Consider the following 18,039-nt stretch of genomic DNA (forward strand, 5'->3'; position numbering starts at 1 on the left):
CTAGCCACCGCGTCGCATCATGTCAAAGAAATCAACGTTGGTTTTCGTGGCCTTCATGTTTTTAAGCATCAATTCCATGGATTCAATTTCATCTAAATTGTAGATGAATTGTCTTAATATTCTTGATTTCTGTAGTATTTCAGGACTGAGCAGGAGCTCCTCTCTGCGTGTACCGCTGCGATTGAGTTGAATGGCAGGAAATACTCTCTTTTCATACAAGCGACGATCAAGATGGATTTCACAATTACCGGTTCCTTTGAATTCTTCAAAGATTACTTCATCCATTCTGCTTCCAGTATCAATCAAAGCGGTAGCAATGATGGTTAAAGAACCACCTTCCTCCACTTTTCTGGCTGCGCCGAAAAAGCGTTTAGGCCGTTGTAATGCATTTGAATCAACACCGCCTGTGAGTACTTTTCCTGAGCTAGGAACAACGTTGTTGTAAGCCCTTGCCAGACGAGTGATGGAGTCAAGCAAAATAACAACATCTTTTTTCAGTTCTACCAGACGTTTTGCTCTTTCTATTACCATTTCTGCGACATGAACGTGTCGAGCGGCTGGCTCATCAAAGGTCGATGCTATGACTTCACCTTTGACGCTGCGTTGCATTTCTGTGACTTCTTCTGGTCGTTCGTCAACCAGTAAAACCATGACATGACTCTCCGGATAGTTGGCGGAAATAGCATGTGCGATGTGCTGCATCATCACAGTCTTGCCACTTTTTGGTGGTGCAACAAGAAGTGCTCTTTGACCTTTTCCAATAGGAGCGATGATGTCAATGATACGGCCGGTGATATTTTCTTCGCCCTTGATATCTCGCTCTAACCTCATTTGTTCTTTAGGGAACAAAGGGGTTAGATTTTCAAACATTACTTTATGCTTGTTGTTTTCAGGAAGATCACCGTTGACTTGATCAAGTTTGGTTAGAGCAAAATATCGTTCACCATCTTTGGGTATTCGAACTTCACCCTCAATCATGTCGCCCGTATGAAGATTAAAGCGCCTGACTTGACTTGGGCTGATGTAAATATCGTCTGTACTGGCCGTATAACTCGTGTCAGGACTGCGTAAAAAACCAAAACCATCCGGCAGTATTTCAAGAACACCATCAGCAAAAACCTGTTCACCTGCACGAGCCCGTTTTTTGATAATGGCAAACATTAACTCTTGTTTGCGCATTCTTCCGGTATTTTCAATTTCTAATTCTTCAGCTTGTTTCAATACTTCGGACACATGAAGAGCTTTGAGTTCATTCAGATGCATAGGGGTACTCCTTTAGGAGTTCATTCATAGTGGCGGGGGGAAGTGATCAGACTGAAAGTCTGCAATGAGAACGTGAATGACTGCTGAGGGAGTACGCAGTAATCACGTGGTCTTATTATGGCACGAAAAAAACATGGGAAAATTCAGGCAAGTTGTTGTTCAAGAAACTCCGTGAGTTGGGCTTTACTCATTGCCCCGACTTTTGTTGCAGCAAGTTGGCCATTTTTAAAAAGCATCAAGGTAGGAATGCCGCGTATTCCAAATTTGGCTGGAATATCTCTGTTGTCATCGACATTCATTTTGGTTATTTGCAACTTGTCTTTGTAAGTAGTAGCAGCATCATCAAGGACTGGAGCAATCATTTTGCACGGACCACACCACTCTGCCCAAAAATCAACCAAAACAGTGTCTTTAGAATCAATGACAACTGATTCAAAAGTGCTATCAGTGACATGTTTGATGAGTTCGTTTGCCATGTTTTTCCTTTGTTTAAGACATTTTAAGATAATTTCATTGGGCATAGGCGAGAAAGAAAAAATCAAATTTATTTCTCTAGAATGTTCTGATGTTTACTCACTTGCGACTTCATACGGAATTTTCAATCACTGACGGTACATGCCGCATTGAAGAAGTTGTTGATGCAGCAGTATCAGATCATCAAACTGCTATCGCCATCACTGATCTCAATAATCTTTTTGCTGCAGTCAAATTTTATACAGCTTGCAGAAAGGTTGGTATCAAACCTATTCTTGGAAGTGAAATTCATGTGTTATTTCCGGGGCTCGACGAGCTTTCTAAATTGGTATTTTTGGTCAAAAATGAAAAAGGATACTTTCACCTATCTAAGTTATTGACCATGCTTTGGACAGATCAGGCTGGTAAGAATCAACCTTGTCTCAATTGGGCTGAAGTAGTTAAATTTTCTGACGGCTTAATTTTGTTGTCCGGCGCACAGCATGGACCCCTAGGGCAAACGTTGAAAGTCGGCAACCGTCATAGCGCACAAGAAATAGCTATTGAAATAGCAAATGTTTTTAAAGATAGCTTTTATATTGAATTACAACGGTGTGGGCGTGTTGATGACGAAATTTATATTTCACAAGCTTTAGAACTGGCTTCAGATTTGCAATTACCTGTTGTAGCTACCCATGCCATCCAATATCTAAAACCTGAGGACTTTGATGCGCACGAAACAAGGGTGTGTATTTCTCACGGAGAAATACTCGGCAATCCTAAACGTATGCGCAGATTCACGCGGGAACAATTTTTTCAATCGACATCGCAGATGTTGGAACTCTTTAAAGATATCCCATCAGCAATATCAAACAGTGCTGAGATTGCAAAGCGTTGCAATTTGAGTTTGACATTAGGTAAACCGCAATTGCCAGCTTTTCCTACGCCAGTGATTGAAGGGACAGCAAAACCCGTTGATATTTATTTCAGAGAAGTTTCCTATGAAGGTCTAGCTAACCGTTTGGCTATGTTGTTCCCAGATCTGACTGAACGTGAGAAGCACAAACACATTTACGTCGACCGACTTGATTTTGAAATTAAAACAATTTTGGAAATGGGGTTTCCAGGTTATTTTTTAATTGTCAGTGATTTCATTAATTGGGCTAAAAAAAATGGATGTCCTGTAGGACCTGGTCGGGGATCGGGAGCAGGCTCTTTAGTGGCGTTCGCCTTAAACATCACCGATCTTGACCCACTTAAATACAACTTGCTTTTTGAGCGATTTCTCAATCCTGAGCGGGTATCCATGCCCGACTTTGATATCGATTTTTGTCAATTGAACAGGGACCGAGTCATTGACTATGTAAAGAATCAATATGGCCGTGAAGCAGTGAGTCAAATTGTCACTTTCGGAACTATGGCGGCTCGCGCAGCCATACGTGATGTTGGTAGAGCTTTAGATATGAGTTATTCTTTTTGTGAAGGCTTATCGAAGTTAATTCCAAACAAGCCTGGACAACCTATGACGATTGCTTTGGCTATGGAGCAAGAACCCATCCTGTCTCATCGATTCAAGCAGGAGGATGAAGTAAAAATACTAATTAATTTGGCACAAAAGCTTGAGGGATTAACCAGAAATATTGGAATGCACGCAGGGGGTGTATTGATAGCCCCAGGACAGCTGACAGATTTTTGTCCGCTGTATCAGCAACCTGGCAGCCCTGCCGCAGTCAGCCAATTTGATAAAGATGATGTTGAGTCCATAGGCTTGGTCAAATTTGACTTCTTAGGCCTTGCAACTTTAACCATACTTGAAAAAGCAAAAGATTTCATAGTTTCACGTTATCCCGAACACCAACATTTTTCATATGAATCCATCGCACTTGATGATCCTGCAACCTATGAACTATTTTCTAAAGGAAAAACTGAAGCGGTTTTTCAATTTGAAAGCAGGGGCATGCAGGCAATGCTGAAGGATGCAAAACCCAGTCGTTTGGAGGATTTAATCGTTCTAAATGCATTATTCAGACCCGGTCCCATGAGTCTGATTCCAAGTTTCGTTGCACGAAAACATGGAAGAGAAGAGGTCAAGTACCCCCATTCTTTGGCTGAACCTATATTGTCTGAAACCTACGGAATCATGGTTTATCAAGAACAAGTGATGCAAATAGCGCAGGTGCTTGGCGGTTATTCACTGGGTGGCGCTGATCTCCTCAGGCGTGCAATGGGAAAGAAAAAAGCGGATGAAATGGCATTACACAGATCCGTATTCAGAGAGGGTGCTGCCAAAAACCAAATTTCTACTGCACAAGCCGATGCTATTTTTGATTTGATGGAGGAATTCGCTGGCTACGGATTCAATAAATCACATGCGGCAGCTTATTCGCTATTGGCTTACCACACCGCTTGGATTAAAGTTCATTTCCCATCGGAGTTTTTTAGCGCAAATATGACTGTTGAGATGGATGACACGGATAAGCTAAAAATTCTTTACGATGATGCGCTTGAGATGGGAATTACTTTTGAATTTCCTGATATAAATTCTGGTGAATATGGTTTTGTACCAGTATCCAGTAAATCTATCCGATACGGGTTGGGTTCAATTAAAGGAACAGGGCAAGCTGCCATTGAAGATATTTGTAATACCCGATCTAAGACAGGACTGTTTCAAAGTCTGTTTGACTTTTGTTCCAGGGTTGATCGAAATAAAGTCAATAAACGTACTTTAGAAGCTCTGATCAAGGCCGGCGCCTTTGACAAGATTTGGTCTAACAGGAGCGAACTTCTTTCTTCAGTCGGTTTGGCGCTTGAGTTTGCTAATTCTCAAGAAAATAATCTCAATCAGGCTGGACTTTTTGACTTAGGTGATGAGCATGGATCTAGCACCAAAGAACCGCAGTTAATCACACAGCAAGAATGGGGTATCAGGGAAAAATTAACTCAAGAAAAATCTGCTTTAGGTTTCCATTTGTCAGGGCATTTATTCGATGAGGTCGAAAGTGAAGTCAAATCTTTCATCAATTCAAGGTTAACTGACATCACAGAAAGCCGAGAACCGCAATGGGTCGCTGGCATTGTCAGGTCTGAAAGATCAATCAATACTGCCAAAGGGAGATTAAATATTTTTATATTGGATGATGGCAGCAATTCAATAGAAATTACTTGCGATGATTTGGTTTTCAATAAGTTCAAGAATTTCATTAAGGAAGATCAATTAATCATTGCGCTAGTTAAGGTCCAAAGCGACAGGCGAAATACAGGTTTGCGAGTCAGCTTGCTTGAAGTGATGGATTTGACACAAGCAAGATGTCATTTTGGAAAATATTTGATGATTTCCATTCAGAAAAAGACCAATGAAATATCTGAATATTTGAAATTACACACCCAGCATATCTTTTCGATACCTACGCTGCCAAATTCTTCTTTGCTCGGGGTTAGATTACATTTAGAACTTGAACAAGGTGAAGTTGAATTTCAGTTAGGTGAAAAAGCAAAAGTCTATCCGTCTGATGAATTCTTGACTCATTTAAAGTCAAATTTCCGAACAGTTGATTCTCGAATTATTTACCATTAGCTATGTTTTTTAATCTGCCAACCATCATGACCTGGACAAGGATCATTGCCATACCCTTGCTGGTATGGGTATTTCACTGGCCATTGGATATGGGCACGCGTAATTTGATAGCTACTTGCATGTTTGTTGTCTTTGCGCTTACAGACTGGCTGGACGGTTTTTTGGCGCGAAGACTTAATCAGACTTCTGCTTTCGGGGCATTCTTAGATCCAGTGGCCGATAAATTTTTAGTTTGTGCAAGCTTGCTTGTCTTGGTTGACCTCGGACGAGTGGATGTCATTGTTGCACTGTTGATTATTGGTCGTGAAATTGCGATTTCCTCTTTGCGTGAATGGATGGCTCAAATAGGCGCATACAAGTCAGTAGCTGTGCACATGATTGGAAAGCTGAAGACCACAGTACAAATGGTCGCTATTCCGTTTTTAATTTATGACGGCGTCTTATTTGGAACTATTTCTACTGGATTTTGGGGTAACCTTCTCATTTGGCTAGCTTCAATTTTGACCATCTGGTCAATGATTTTTTATATGAAAAAAGCGATACCATTCATCAGAGAAAATGCAAATAAATGAGTAAATAAAAAACCATCTAGAATATGCTTGTGTTTTTTCGAAGGGTTGGTTTTCTGGATTGCACTTTTCGTTACAGCTGCTGTACTTTCTGTCAAATCACGAATTTTTCCAAACTCCTTCGTCTGTGACACTTTTATCAACCGAACAAAACACACCTGTTGTCAAAGGGGCCTTTGTGAATAAATCTGAACTCATTGAACATATTGCATCTGAAGCTGATATATCTAAGGCTGCAGCAACACGCGCACTTGAATCTACCATTGACGCCATCACGGCTTCATTAAAAAAGGGAAATGCCGTCTCCTTAGTTGGTTTTGGCACTTTTGAGGTAACAAAGCGGGCTGAAAGATCCGGTCGCAATCCTGCAACTGGCGCTGCTATTACAATTAAAGCCGCATCGGTTCCAAAGTTCCGTCCTGGCAAGGCCTTGAAAGATGCTTTGAACTGAAAGAGATCACGGTGGGGTGCTTAGCTCAGTTGGTAGAGCGGCGCCTTTACACGGCGTAGGTCGGCGGTTCGAGACCGTCAGCACCCACCAACTCACCTAGGCGAACACTGTTCGCCTTTTCTTTTTTAACTCACATAGCCGCCATGTTTGATTTCATACGCAACCATAAAAAGATCATGCAAATTTTGCTGATCATTCTCATTTTTCCTTCATTTGTGTTGTTTGGTATCGATGGTTACAAGCGATTCAATGGACAAGGTAAAGTTGTTGCAACGGTGGATGGCATTGATATTTCTCAGGACGACTGGGACAAGGCTCATCAAGCTGAAATCACACGCATGCGAGCTTCCATGCCGAATATAGATGTCAGTATGTTTGATACGCCTTCAGTTAAGTATGGTGTTCTTGAAAGAATGGTGCAGTCTAGGGTTTTGGAAGCAAGTGTTCGAAAATTAAATGTCAAAGTCTCAGATGATAAGGTTGCCCAATCCATAGCTGAAATGGAAGTTCTAGCCTCTATTAGAAAACCAGATGGATCCCTTGATTTAGAAAAGTACAAACAACTTTTAGCAGGCCAAGGTATGTCACCCGAAATTTTTGAAGGCCGTTTGCGATCTGATATTGCAGTCAAACAAGTTGTAAATGGTGTTACGCAAAGCAGTGTCTTCTTGCCAGCTCAAATGGACACAGCATTGGATGCCTATTTTCAACAAAGAGAAATTCAAGTCGCCATTTTTTCAGGCTCAGACTATATCGATCAAGCTAAACCTACTGATGATGAAGTTCTTAAATTCTTTAACACTCACAAAGACGACTACAAATCCATTGAGTCTGCAGACATTGAATACGTCGTTTTGAGTCAAGAATCTGTTGAAAAAACCATCACAGTTTCTGAAGCCGAAATTAAAAAATATTTTGAGCAAAATGAAACGAACTTAGCTTCAAAAGAAGAGCGTCGAGCCAGCCATATTTTAATTAATGCCCCTAAGGAAAGCTCCGACACTGAAAAGTCCAAAGCCAGAGAAAAGGCATTGAGTCTTCTTGAACAGGTGAAAAAAAACCCTAGCCAGTTCTCTGAAGTTGCAAAGAAAAATTCCCAGGATCCTGGTTCAGCACCGAATGGCGGTGATCTTGGATTTTTTGCGAAGGGTGCCATGGTGAAGCCTTTTGAGGAAGCAGCATATGCTATGAAAAAAGGCGAAATCAGCGGCATAGTTGAATCAGATTTTGGTTTCCACATCATTCAATTGACCGATATCAAGTCTGCGACTGGTGCGAATTTTCAACAATTGAAAGCCACTTTGGAAGCGGATTTAAAAAAGCAACTGGCACAAAAAAAATATGCTGAAATTGCAGAGCAATTTACCAATATGGTTTACGAGCAATCAGACAACTTCAAGTCTGTTGCTCAAAAACTTAAGCTTGATATACAAACGGCGGTGAACATTACCCGAGATTCAAAGTCAGAAAATAAAATTGCGATCTCTAATCCTAATGTTTTAAAGACGCTTTTTTCACCTGAAAGTATCAAGACTTTGAGAAACACAGAGGCTATTGAGTTTGGGCCTAATCAACTGGTTTCAGCAAGAATTACAAAGTATCACCCCTCCAATTTCCTTTCCTTAGAGGAAGTCAAACCCATTGTGGTTCAAGCAGTTTTAAATCAAAAGTCGATTGCGCTAGCAAAGGAAGATGGTCTGGCCAAATTGGAGCAATGGAAAAAGAACCCCGAGAAGGCTCAGTGGCAAGCACCAGTTATATTGAGTAGGGATCAAAATATGAAACTACCCGCTAACTTGCTAGATGAAGCCTTGCGAGTAGATCCCGCCAAATTACCAGTCATTTCAGGCATTGATTTAGGTTCCAGGGGTTATGGTATTGTCAAGGTTAATAAAATTTTGCCAGCGACAACTCAGGTTAAAACGCCTGAATTGAAGCAAAAATTTATCAAATCCTGGTCAGGTGCAGAAAATCAAGCTTACTTTAGTTATTTGAAAAATGTGTTGAAAGTTTCTATTTACGAACCTGCGCCTGATCAAAGTATGCTGATGAAGTAGTGACTCTAAAGAATCTGAATTGCTAGTTATAATGGTTTCGTGGTGGCTGTAGCTCAGTTGGTAGAGTCCAGGATTGTGATTCCTGTTGTCGTGGGTTCGAGCCCCATCAGCCACCCCAGTACATTCCCTCATTTATCTAAAATCATCGGAGTTCTCAAATGCCTGGACTAGTCCCTGAAATTGATCCTGATGGATTGCTTGAGTTCTCCGTTGTTTACACGGACCGAGCATTGAATCACATGTCTCAGCGTTTTCAGGGCGTGATGAAAGACATATCGAAAATACTCAAAGACGTATACCACGCTCATTCCACTGTACTTGTGCCTGGCAGTGGTACTTTTGGTATGGAGTCTGTCGCCAGACAATTCGCTACAAACAAAAAAGTTTTGGTGATTAGAAATGGTTGGTTCAGTTATCGCTGGTCCCAAATTTTTGAAATGGGTGACATTCCCTCTGAGGCTATCATTTTGAAAGCTCGGCCTTTGAGTTCCGAAAAGAATGCTCCTTGGATTCCATGCCCAATTGAAGATGTTGTCGCCACTATTGAAAAAGAAAAACCTGCTGTCGTTTTTGCTCCCCATGTAGAAACTTCTGCGGGCCTCATATTGCCAGACGAATACATCAAGAAAGTCTGCGCTGCTGTTCATCAGTACGGTGGAATTTTTGTTTTGGACTGTATTGCCTCAGGTGCAATTTGGGTAGACATGAAATCTACTGGTGTTGACGTCATCATCAGTGCACCCCAAAAAGGATGGAGCGGGTCCCCGTGTTGCGCAATGGTCATGCTGAGCCAGCATGCCCGAACGGTCATTGACACTACCCAAGGTACCAGTTTTGCTTGCGATTTGAAAAAATGGCTTCAAATCATGGAAGGCTATGAAAAAGGGACCCACTCCTATCACACTACCATGCCTACAGATGCGCTCACGCAACTTCGTAAGGTCATGCAAGAAACTCAGGCATATGGGTTTGAAAAAGTCAGGCAAGAGCAAATTGAATTAGGTGCCCGTGTCAGGGAATTACTTGAGGGTAGAGGAATTCAAAGTGTTGCTGCAGAAGGTTTTAAAGCGCCAGGTGTCGTGGTAAGTTATACATCTGATCCGGAGATCCAAAACAGCAAAAAGTTTTTGGCCTTGGGTCTTCAAACAGCATCCGGTGTACCGCTTCAATGCGATGAGCCGGCAGATTTCATGACCTTCAGAATCGGTTTATTCGGGCTAGAAAAACTTCATAATATAGAGCGAAGCATTGGTCATTTATCTACTGCACTTGATCACCTAGGATTTAAAGAAAAAGTCGCTATGGCTGCCTGATTTTTGATGATCACCCAACTGGCTGACTTTTTACTGAAAACAGTTTGTTCTTTTTGGATCGGGTTGTTTTTATTCCGATTTTATTGCTACCTGATTAAATTTAATTTAAGTTTATTGGGCGGTAATCTGGGTCAATTTGTTTTTAAAGTGACTGATTGGGCTGTATTACCCTTGAGAAGAATATTGCCTAGGTCGGGTAATTTTGACTCAGCCAGCTTGCTTTGCGCCTTTATTTTCCAATATCTTTTGGTATTGTTTCAAACATTGTTATTGACAGGACATTTCCCTGGGAGCGTCGTAATAGCAATCAGTCTTTTTGAATTGATTTCCACTGTTATTTCAAGTCTGACGGTAGTCATCATTATTTACGCTTTGATGAGTTGGGTAGCAGCCAGAGAAGAAATTAAATATTTCCTTGATATTTTGGTAAGTCCAATACTGACCCCAATCAGAAGAATCACGCCACAACTTGCAGGATTTGATCTGTCAGTTCTTGTTAGCCTTATTTTTTTACAGTTACTAAATATCATTTTAGTAAATATAAAAGTATTAATCTTATTTTGAATTCATTGCAGATGAGATTATTTTCGTAATAAAAAAAGCTGCTCTTAGATGAGCAGCTTTTTGATTGAAATTAACTTCTGGTAATTTATATATCAGAGTCCAGCATTTTGTTGTGCAACCATCATGTAGAGCATGGTAATTGAAAGCAATGTGTTGACACGTGATGTCAACATAGCTGTTCTGGCAGCTTTTGCTTTTTCAGGAGCTTCAACCACCACAATTCCAAGCGCTTTTTTCTGGTTAGGCCAGATGATGAACCAGACATTGAATGCCATGATTAAAGCAATCCACATTCCAAGTCCAATCGCAATCACGCCAGGCTGTAGTGTCAAAGCACTAATGATGTAGCCTTGCATGGTAGCAACAATCAAACCTGTAATGACTGTTGCTAATGCCGCATAGCGGAACCAGAAAAGTGCTGCTGGTGCAATCACTTTACTGATGGCTGGTTTTTGTTCATCAGGAATACTTGGCATCGAAGGGATTTGAACAAAATTGAAGTACCACAGCAAACCAATCCACATGATGCCAGACGCAACATGCAACCAACGAAAGACAAAGCTACCCCAAGCATGACTGAATTGAATGGGATTTCCTGTGATCGAAGTAACAATCAGTATGACGATGATGAGAAGAGCTAAGCCTGCGGCTAATGTTTTGTAGAGAGATTGAAGTATTTGCGCCATATTGCACCTTTAAAGTTGTCGAAAGTCAGGTTGTTTCAAAATTGAAACATGTACAAATCCTATTTTGCCATTTTTTCATCAGCTGTTTTATTTGTTTACCATCACCAATTTACCCATCACAGCGCGTGAATTCATCCTGCCAAATGCTTGTGGAAGTTGCTCCATGGGCAGCGTAGAGTCAATGGGGGGCGTAATTTTCTTTTCAAAATACCATTCAACCAACTTTTTCATCATCGCCGCATTATTTACTGGCTCACGTTTTGCAAAATCCCCCCAGAACACGCCAACCAGAGAAGCCCCTTTGAGTAAGACTAAATTGATTGGTAGATTGGGAATAGATCCTGCAGCAAAACCAACCACTAAATACCTGCCCCGCCAAGCGATAGAGCGGAAAGCCGGTTCAGTTAACTCACCGCCGACAGGGTCATAAATGACATCAGGACCTTTTCCTTTGGTCAATTCTTTGATTTTTTCACGTAGATTTTCTTCGCTGTAATTTATTGCAAAGTCTGCGCCTAGATTTAAACAGAAGTCACATTTTTCTTTAGTTGATGCTGCTGCAATCACAGTAGCGCCAACGGCCTTAGCAATTTGAATAGCAGAAGATCCTACCCCTCCTGCTGCGCCTAAAACAAGAACAGTCTCGTTCGCCTTCAATTCGGCTCTGTCAATGAGTGCATGGTAGGAGGTGGCATAAATCATGATGAATGCGGCTGCATCTACCGGATCAAAATTTTCAGGTAACGGTATGCACTGGTTTGCTGAGGCTAAAGTGTGGGTTCCAAATCCACCCGTGCCGCTCAGGCAGGCAACAGATTGGCCTACATGTAAATTGGATACTTCATTGCCTATAGCCACCACAGTCCCTGCAAATTCTGATCCTGGAACAAAAGGTAGCGGCGGCTTCATTTGGTATTTGTTTTGAACAATCAGTAAATCTGGAAAGTTGAGACTTGCAGCTTGAATTTTGATCAAAACTTCGGTAGCAGAAGGCGTGGGATCGGGCAATTCCTTCCAAGTCAGTGCTTCAACACCAATTGGATTCTCACAAAGCCAGACTTTCATATTAAGTTCCTTCAATTTCAAAAAGACATACAGAGTGGTTTTAGAAAAGCGACAGGCTGACCCTACAATCAAGTTTTACAGGGATTTTCATGAGAATTTTGATTTCAAATGATGATGGATACCAAGCCCCAGGCATTATCGCTTTGTTTAACGCAATTAAAAAAATTGCCGACGTTGAGGTTGTAGCTCCAGAGCAAAATAACAGTGCTAAATCTAACGCTCTGACTCTACATTCACCGATTTATATTCGTCATGCTGACAATGGTTTCCGGTACATCACAGGTACGCCAGCAGATTGTGTGCATATTGCTTTAACAGGTTTGCTAGGCTACAGGCCCGACTTAGTGATATCTGGTATCAACAACGGCGCGAACATGGGTGATGACACGATTTATTCAGGAACCGTTGGTGCAGCGATGGAAGGTTATTTAATGGGAATCCCTGCGATCGCATTCAGCCAAGTAGAGCGCGGGTGGACACATGTGGATGATGCTGCTGAATGGGCAAGGCAGTTTATTTTGGATGTGATGAATTTACCCCCTCATGGCACAACGCCTTGGTTACTCAACGTCAATATCCCCAATAAGCCCATTGGCGAATTGAAATCTGCAAAGACATCAAGGCTTGGACGACGACATCCCGCCGAAAGGGTTATCACACAAACCAACCCTAGAGGAGAAGTCATGTATTGGATAGGCGGCGCTGGCTCAGCCAAAGACGAAGCACATGACACAGACTTTTTTGCTACCTCCATGGGGCATGTGTCTGTGACACCTTTACAAGTCGATTTGACAGATCACGCCGAATTAAACAATTGGAATTCCTATCTACAGAAATGCAAGAGTGATGCATGAAACAGCGTCCAAGTTTTCCTGCCAAATTAGATGATATTTCCCAGAGGAATGCCCCAAGCACAATTTCTTCTTTGAAATGGAGTGAAAGTGGCAGAGCGGGAAAGCATACGAATTCTGTTGCATCAACCGCCAGTGGTTTGGGATTGGATTCTTCAGTTGTTAGAAAAAACATGGTTAAAAGACTGGCTGAAGCAGGCGTTGAAGATAATTTGGTTTTACTCGCCTTAGAGCGCGTAGAGCGTCATAGATTTTTAGATACTGCGCTCGCGAATCAGGCTTACGAAGATACAAGTTTACCTATTGGATTTGGACAAACTATCTCAAAACCCAATGTTGTAGCCCGAATGCTTGAATTACTTCGGCAGGGAAAAAATCTGCGCATCAACGGCATGCTCGGACGTGTTTTAGAAATTGGAACGGGATGCGGTTACCAAGCGGCATTGCTTAGTCATGTGGCCAAAGAGGTTTATTCCATTGAAAGAGTCAAAGGCTTGTATGAGAGGGCTAAAGAAAATTTGCGTCCTATGCGCATAGCGAATTTACATTTGTTATTTGGTGATGGCATGATGGGTTATCCTGTTGGCGCACCTTATTCCGCCATCATTGCTGCGGCTGGAGGGGATAATATCCCTCAGTCATGGATTGATCAATTAGATGAGGGCGGGCGAATAGTTGCCCCTATGTCTATGAGCAAAGGAATTCAGAGCTTGGTCGTCATCGATAAAATTAATGGCGAAATCCGACAAAGTATCTTAGAGCAGGTGAATTTTGTACCCTTGAAAGCGGGCATTGATTGAATGAATATTTCTAAATTGATTTCAACTAAACATCATTGGCATTGGATTGTTTGGAGTGTTCTTCTGATTGTTTCTGGGTGTATGACCGCTGGCAGAGGTACGCCAGCGCCGGTTGAAGATCGTGCAAAAGTAAAAGCTACGCCTCCTAAACCAATCCCAGAAACCATTCGATCTGCAAAAAATTCTGTTCCCGCTGAGACCGTCAATAAGCCTGGTTATTACACGGTGAAACCAGGGGACACGCTGATTAAAATCGGACTGGATCAAGGACAGAATTGGCGTGACATTATTCGTTGGAACTCAATTGAAAATCCCAACCTGATCGAAGTAGGGCAAGTCCTTCGAGTCATTCCTCCCGGCTCTGAAATGACTACTGAGCAGGTGTTGATCAAGCCCGTCGCTCCTCCTGGTCAAGTAACTGGCGGACATGAAATTTCGACAGGCAACCAAAACTCACCCACAAACTCAAACGCAGCGACGGAATTGAATGAAGACGGGGTGATTTTTATTTGGCCTGCCAGCGGAAGTATTCAATCGGTTTTTGATGAATCTAAAAATAAAGGAATTGACATTACAGGCAAACTGGGTGACGAGGTGATAGCTTCTGCTGACGGACGCGTTGTCTATGCTGGTTCGGGTTTAAGAGGTTATGGTAATTTGGTCATCTTGAAACACAGTAACAATTATTTGACTGCATATGCGCACAATCAGACTTTGTTGGTAAGAGAGGATCAGTCAATCAAAAAGGGTCAAAAAATTGCTGAAATGGGGAATTCAGATTCAGAGCAAGTAAAACTGCATTTTGAAATTCGCAAACAAGGTAAGCCCATCGATCCACTTAAATTATTACCTCAGCGTTGAGTAACAGATGAATGAATGATGAAATTTCAACAACTGCCAGCGACTGCGGCTTGATTATTGAGTCGCTAGATCTTGAGGCTCAAGGCATTGCACATCGCGAAGATGGAAAAGTTATTTTTGTAGAAGGTGCACTTCCGTTCGAAACTGTTTTAGTCAACATTCACAGAAAAAAAAATAATTGGGAACAAGGTTCCTTAAAAAATTTACTGAAATCTAGCTCGCAAAGAGTAAAACCCCATTGTGAATATTTTGGCTTGCACGCCGGCGCATGCGGCGGATGCAAAATGCAACACTTGAATATGTCTTCACAGATTGCGGTGAAACAGCGAGTGCTTGAAGATAATCTTTTGCATATTGGAAAAGTTAAACCTGAAATGGTGTTTAGACCGCTACAGGGGCCTGATTGGGGTTACCGCTTTAGGGCGAGACTGTCAGTCAAATATGTTGCAAAAAAATCAAAGGTATTGATAGGTTTTCATGAGAGAAAAAGTAGTTATGTGGCAGACATGTCAAGTTGCAAGGTATTGCCACTTCACGTCAGCCAATTACTACTGCCTTTAAGAGAATTGATTGCAGATTTGGAGGCAAGGGATAAATGCCCGCAAATTGAATTGGCCTGCGGGGACGAACTGACATCGCTTATTTTGCGCCACCTTATTCCTTTGAGCGATTCAGATCTAAACAAACTTAAGGCTTTTGCAATCCAACATCAGATTCAATGGTGGTTGCAATCGGGTGGACCAGATTCTGTGACTCTTCTTGACCAGCAACAAGCGTCAGTTGAGGACAAACAATTATTCTATGACTTGCCTGATTTCCAATTGCGAATGTTATTTCGTCCGACAGACTTTACGCAAGTGAATCCCTCCATCAATAAGGTGCTGGTTTCTAAAGCAATAGCCCTGTTGAAAATTGAAGCAGACGAATCTGTCATCGATTGGTTTTGTGGACTTGGAAATTTCACTTTACCTATGGCTAGATACGCCAGAAAAGTAACAGGTGTAGAAGGTAGCCAAGAATTATTGAAATGGGCTAACCACAATGTCACTTTCAATACAAATGCTGTATCCAGCTATGCTAGAACCTTATGTTCCATTGTATTTAAGTGTCAAAACTTATTTGAAATCACTCCAAATGAATTGAAACTTTTCGGTAGTAACTCTAAGTGGTTGATTGACCCGCCACGTGAGGGCGCTTTTTCATTGGTCAAAGCCTTGGTCGGATTGATGCAAGAGGATGAAGCAGTGAAAGGTGATTGGGTTCCGCCAGATCGTATCGTTTACGTCAGCTGCAACCCTGCCACTTTAGCGCGAGATGCCGAAGTTTTGACTCAGTATGGTTCTTACAGGTGTAGCGCAACTGGCATGGTCAATATGTTCCCTCACACTGCGCATGTTGAAAGCATGACAGTTTTTGACCTGAATTAAAAAAGACCCCGAAGGGTCTTTTGAATTGACTTGCGTGACCAAAAAAATAATTTAGTCTCTCTCGCCACCCATGATGCCCAGAAGAGCTAATAGACTTTGAAACACGTTGATGAGATCTAAGTAAAGTGCAAGTGTGGCGGATATGTAATTTGTTTCACCGCCATCAATGATTTGCTTGATATCGTAGAGCATGTAGGCACTGAAAATTCCAATGGCCAACATAGAGATAACCATCATTCCAATCGATGAGCCTACAAATATGTTGATGATGCTTCCGACCATCAAGACGATGGCTCCAACGAAAAGCCACTTATTCATTCCAGAAATATCACGCTTGATGAATGTTGCCAGACTGGCCATCAAAAAGAAGACACCCGCTGTGCCACCGAACGCAATCATCACCAGTTCTGAGCCGTTTTTAAACCCCAGAACCATTGCGATCAATCTGGAAATCATCAGGCCCATAAAAAAAGTAAAGCCCAGCAAAACGGCTATACCCATGGCAGAGTCTTTGGTTTTCTCTATGGCATAAATGAAGCCGAATGAACCGACTAGGAAAACAACCAAGCCTAAACCGCCTGAAAATAATTGTCCTAATCCCGTTGATACACCCAACCAAGCCCCTAAAACTGTAGGGATCAAAGTTAATGCAAGCAACCAATACGTGTTGCGCAATACTTTGTTTCTCTGGCTGGTATCAATACCCAGTTCTCTGTAGGAAATAGATTGAATTTGTTCAGTCATTTGATTCTCCGTTGAGTTCAATTTATATCATATGCTATCAAAATTGCAGATTACAAGGTCATTCATCATATCCATCGAGTATCAGTGTGCGGATTGAGTCCGTTGTTGCACCAATCGTGTGGCCAAGTAAATGAAAGCCACAGCCATTGCATAAAAAAGTAGCTGTAACTGCATAGGGTTAGCGTCATACCCAAATATCCCATGCATCAACATGCCGGCTGCAGAGTCGTTGGGCAAGAAACCTGAGATGTCCCATGCGAGGTCACTCAAATAGGGAATCCAGTCAGCTTGGTTCAAAGTTTTGGCCAATTGGCTGGCAAGATTTCCAGCCAGCAAAAGAATCAGCACATTGGTGACGGCAAAAAGGCGATGGGGTTTGACTTTACCGAGTCCGGCATATACCAACCAACCTGCTAATGCGCCGAAAGCTAAACCGGCCATGACACTGAATGCAATCAATGTGGGCGATTCAGTGCTGCCAGAGACCAGACCTCCGACAAACAATACAGTTTCAGCGCCTTCACGCAGCACAGACAAACCAACGGCGACACTGAGGGCCCATAAGGTGCTGTTGCCGTTGGCGACATTGCTTCCTAGAGACTTGGCATCTTTCACCATGTCTTTGGCGTGGGCAGACACCCAGATGCAGTGCCATGCCAACATGGCTAAAGCAATGACCAGAATACAAGCTGTCACCAGATCGGTACCAAATCCTTCAGCCCAATTACTGATACTTTCCATGGCCGATGCCATGATCAGTGAGCCAGCCATTCCCATGGCAACACCCAGGCTTAGCCAGCGAGAGCGCTTGTCCAAGCCCTTGGTGGACGCCGCCACAATACCCACAAATAACGCGGCTTCCAGCGTTTCTCTAAAAACAATGATTCCAGTACCGAGCATGATGGTCTTCTCCTGCTTACTCTGCGATGACCACGCCTTTGGCGGTGGCAGGATTAAATTCGCCCATGAATTCATACTTACCAGCTTTCAAAGGTCCGATAACAATCGTTGCTTTGGCCCCGGCAGCAATAACTTTTTCGCGTTTGAGGGTTTTGCTCTCGAACTCCTCTGCACTGCTGTCCTGGTTGTGCACAATCAATTTAATTTTCTGGTTGGCTGGCACTCTTAGTTCAGCAGGCTCAAATTGGTGGTTTTTGATGGTGATAGTTTTCTCGATTTCCTGTGCTTTGACACTGACTGTGACAGCAGTCAATCCCAGGCCAAAGGCAATGACATAAACAAAGCGGCGGATCAAAAACAAGTTCATGGCGAAGGTCCGAAGAGTTGAAAGATGCTCCAATTCTAACTGCGAATTATTCTTATTTGCATTGACCCGAAATAATTCAGGGTAATTCAAGGCA

17 protein-coding genes and 2 tRNA genes are annotated in these 18,039 nt (G+C 42.3%); 12 read left to right on the top strand and 7 right to left on the bottom strand.

Going from position 1 to position 18,039, the window contains the following annotated elements; genetic code table 11:
• Together rho and trxA are read right to left on the bottom strand one after the other, a co-directional pair.
• Entirely contained in the window at positions 1 to 1,263 is a 1,263-nt protein-coding gene (gene rho / locus AC9UG7_RS09190; RefSeq protein WP_509581340.1) for a transcription termination factor Rho, read from the bottom strand.
• 143 nt (positions 1,264 to 1,406) lie between these two features.
• Positions 1,407 to 1,739, bottom strand: a complete 333-nt coding sequence (trxA, locus tag AC9UG7_RS09195; protein ID WP_509586863.1) for a thioredoxin TrxA — start codon at positions 1,737 to 1,739, stop codon at positions 1,407 to 1,409.
• An 89-nt stretch (positions 1,740 to 1,828) separates the two neighbouring features.
• Here trxA and dnaE point away from each other — a divergent pair, with 89 nt between their 5' ends.
• The 8 genes from dnaE (at position 1,829) to AC9UG7_RS09235 (ending at position 10,244) form a co-directional block, all read left to right on the top strand.
• Positions 1,829 to 5,290, top strand: a complete 3,462-nt coding sequence (dnaE, locus tag AC9UG7_RS09200) for a DNA polymerase III subunit alpha (protein ID WP_509586865.1) — start codon at positions 1,829 to 1,831, stop codon at positions 5,288 to 5,290.
• A 2-nt stretch (positions 5,291 to 5,292) separates the two neighbouring features.
• Positions 5,293 to 5,862: a CDP-diacylglycerol--glycerol-3-phosphate 3-phosphatidyltransferase gene (gene pgsA / locus AC9UG7_RS09205; protein WP_509586867.1), complete on the top strand. Its 570-nt coding sequence runs from the start codon at positions 5,293 to 5,295 to the stop codon at positions 5,860 to 5,862.
• 124 nt (positions 5,863 to 5,986) lie between these two features.
• A complete protein-coding gene (locus tag AC9UG7_RS09210; protein WP_509587092.1) occupies positions 5,987 to 6,310 on the top strand; it encodes an HU family DNA-binding protein in 324 nt (107 codons plus the stop codon).
• Between the two features lie 14 nt (positions 6,311 to 6,324).
• Positions 6,325 to 6,400: transfer RNA gene (locus AC9UG7_RS09215), tRNA-Val, on the top strand.
• Positions 6,401 to 6,453: 53 nt separating this feature from the next.
• On the top strand, positions 6,454 to 8,367 hold the full coding sequence (locus AC9UG7_RS09220) for a peptidylprolyl isomerase (protein WP_509586869.1): 1,914 nt from the start codon (positions 6,454 to 6,456) through the stop codon (positions 8,365 to 8,367).
• 42 nt (positions 8,368 to 8,409) lie between these two features.
• Positions 8,410 to 8,485 (top strand) — tRNA-His (locus tag AC9UG7_RS09225).
• A gap of 40 nt (positions 8,486 to 8,525) precedes the next feature.
• Positions 8,526 to 9,680, top strand: a complete 1,155-nt coding sequence (locus tag AC9UG7_RS09230; RefSeq protein ID WP_509586872.1) for an aminotransferase class V-fold PLP-dependent enzyme — start codon at positions 8,526 to 8,528, stop codon at positions 9,678 to 9,680.
• 6 nt (positions 9,681 to 9,686) lie between these two features.
• Complete coding sequence (locus AC9UG7_RS09235; protein WP_509586874.1) at positions 9,687 to 10,244, top strand: YggT family protein; 558 nt, start codon at positions 9,687 to 9,689, stop codon at positions 10,242 to 10,244.
• 92 nt (positions 10,245 to 10,336) lie between these two features.
• On the opposite strand, the gene AC9UG7_RS09240 is transcribed toward AC9UG7_RS09235, so the two are convergent.
• Positions 10,337 to 10,768 carry a urate hydroxylase PuuD gene (locus tag AC9UG7_RS09240; protein ID WP_509586877.1) on the bottom strand — a complete coding sequence of 144 codons (432 nt, stop codon included), beginning with the start codon at positions 10,766 to 10,768 and terminating at the stop codon, positions 10,337 to 10,339.
• 249 nt (positions 10,769 to 11,017) lie between these two features.
• A complete protein-coding gene (locus AC9UG7_RS09245) occupies positions 11,018 to 11,995 on the bottom strand; it encodes an NADPH:quinone oxidoreductase family protein (RefSeq protein WP_509586879.1) in 978 nt (325 codons plus the stop codon).
• Positions 11,996 to 12,084: 89 nt separating this feature from the next.
• On the opposite strand from AC9UG7_RS09245, the gene surE reads away from it, so the two are divergent.
• From surE to rlmD, 4 genes are read left to right on the top strand one after another with little or no spacing between them, the layout of a single operon-like run.
• Positions 12,085 to 12,849, top strand: a complete 765-nt coding sequence (gene surE, locus AC9UG7_RS09250; RefSeq protein ID WP_509586881.1) for a 5'/3'-nucleotidase SurE — start codon at positions 12,085 to 12,087, stop codon at positions 12,847 to 12,849.
• On the top strand, positions 12,846 to 13,646 hold the full coding sequence (locus AC9UG7_RS09255; RefSeq protein WP_509586883.1) for a protein-L-isoaspartate(D-aspartate) O-methyltransferase: 801 nt from the start codon (positions 12,846 to 12,848) through the stop codon (positions 13,644 to 13,646). Before surE ends, AC9UG7_RS09255 begins: the two co-directional genes overlap by 4 nt.
• On the top strand, positions 13,647 to 14,507 hold the full coding sequence (locus AC9UG7_RS09260; RefSeq protein ID WP_509586886.1) for a peptidoglycan DD-metalloendopeptidase family protein: 861 nt from the start codon (positions 13,647 to 13,649) through the stop codon (positions 14,505 to 14,507). It abuts the gene before it with no gap.
• Positions 14,508 to 14,518: 11 nt separating this feature from the next.
• A complete protein-coding gene (gene rlmD, locus AC9UG7_RS09265; RefSeq protein ID WP_509586888.1) occupies positions 14,519 to 15,934 on the top strand; it encodes a 23S rRNA (uracil(1939)-C(5))-methyltransferase RlmD in 1,416 nt (471 codons plus the stop codon).
• Between the two features lie 51 nt (positions 15,935 to 15,985).
• Here rlmD and AC9UG7_RS09270 read toward each other — a convergent pair whose 3' ends face one another.
• The 3 genes from AC9UG7_RS09270 to AC9UG7_RS09280 form a co-directional block, all read right to left on the bottom strand.
• The gene (locus tag AC9UG7_RS09270) at positions 15,986 to 16,678 is read right to left on the bottom strand and encodes a Bax inhibitor-1 family protein (RefSeq protein ID WP_509586890.1); all 693 of its coding nucleotides are present in this window, start codon (positions 16,676 to 16,678) and stop codon (positions 15,986 to 15,988) included.
• 81 nt (positions 16,679 to 16,759) lie between these two features.
• Positions 16,760 to 17,578, bottom strand: a complete 819-nt coding sequence (locus AC9UG7_RS09275) for an FTR1 family iron permease (protein ID WP_509586893.1) — start codon at positions 17,576 to 17,578, stop codon at positions 16,760 to 16,762.
• A 16-nt stretch (positions 17,579 to 17,594) separates the two neighbouring features.
• Positions 17,595 to 18,035, bottom strand: a complete 441-nt coding sequence (locus AC9UG7_RS09280) for a cupredoxin domain-containing protein (protein WP_509586895.1) — start codon at positions 18,033 to 18,035, stop codon at positions 17,595 to 17,597.
• Positions 18,036 to 18,039: the final 4 nt, after the last annotated feature.

The organism is Limnohabitans sp. (assembly GCF_046052765.1).
GTDB lineage: Bacteria > Pseudomonadota > Gammaproteobacteria > Burkholderiales > Burkholderiaceae_C > Limnohabitans.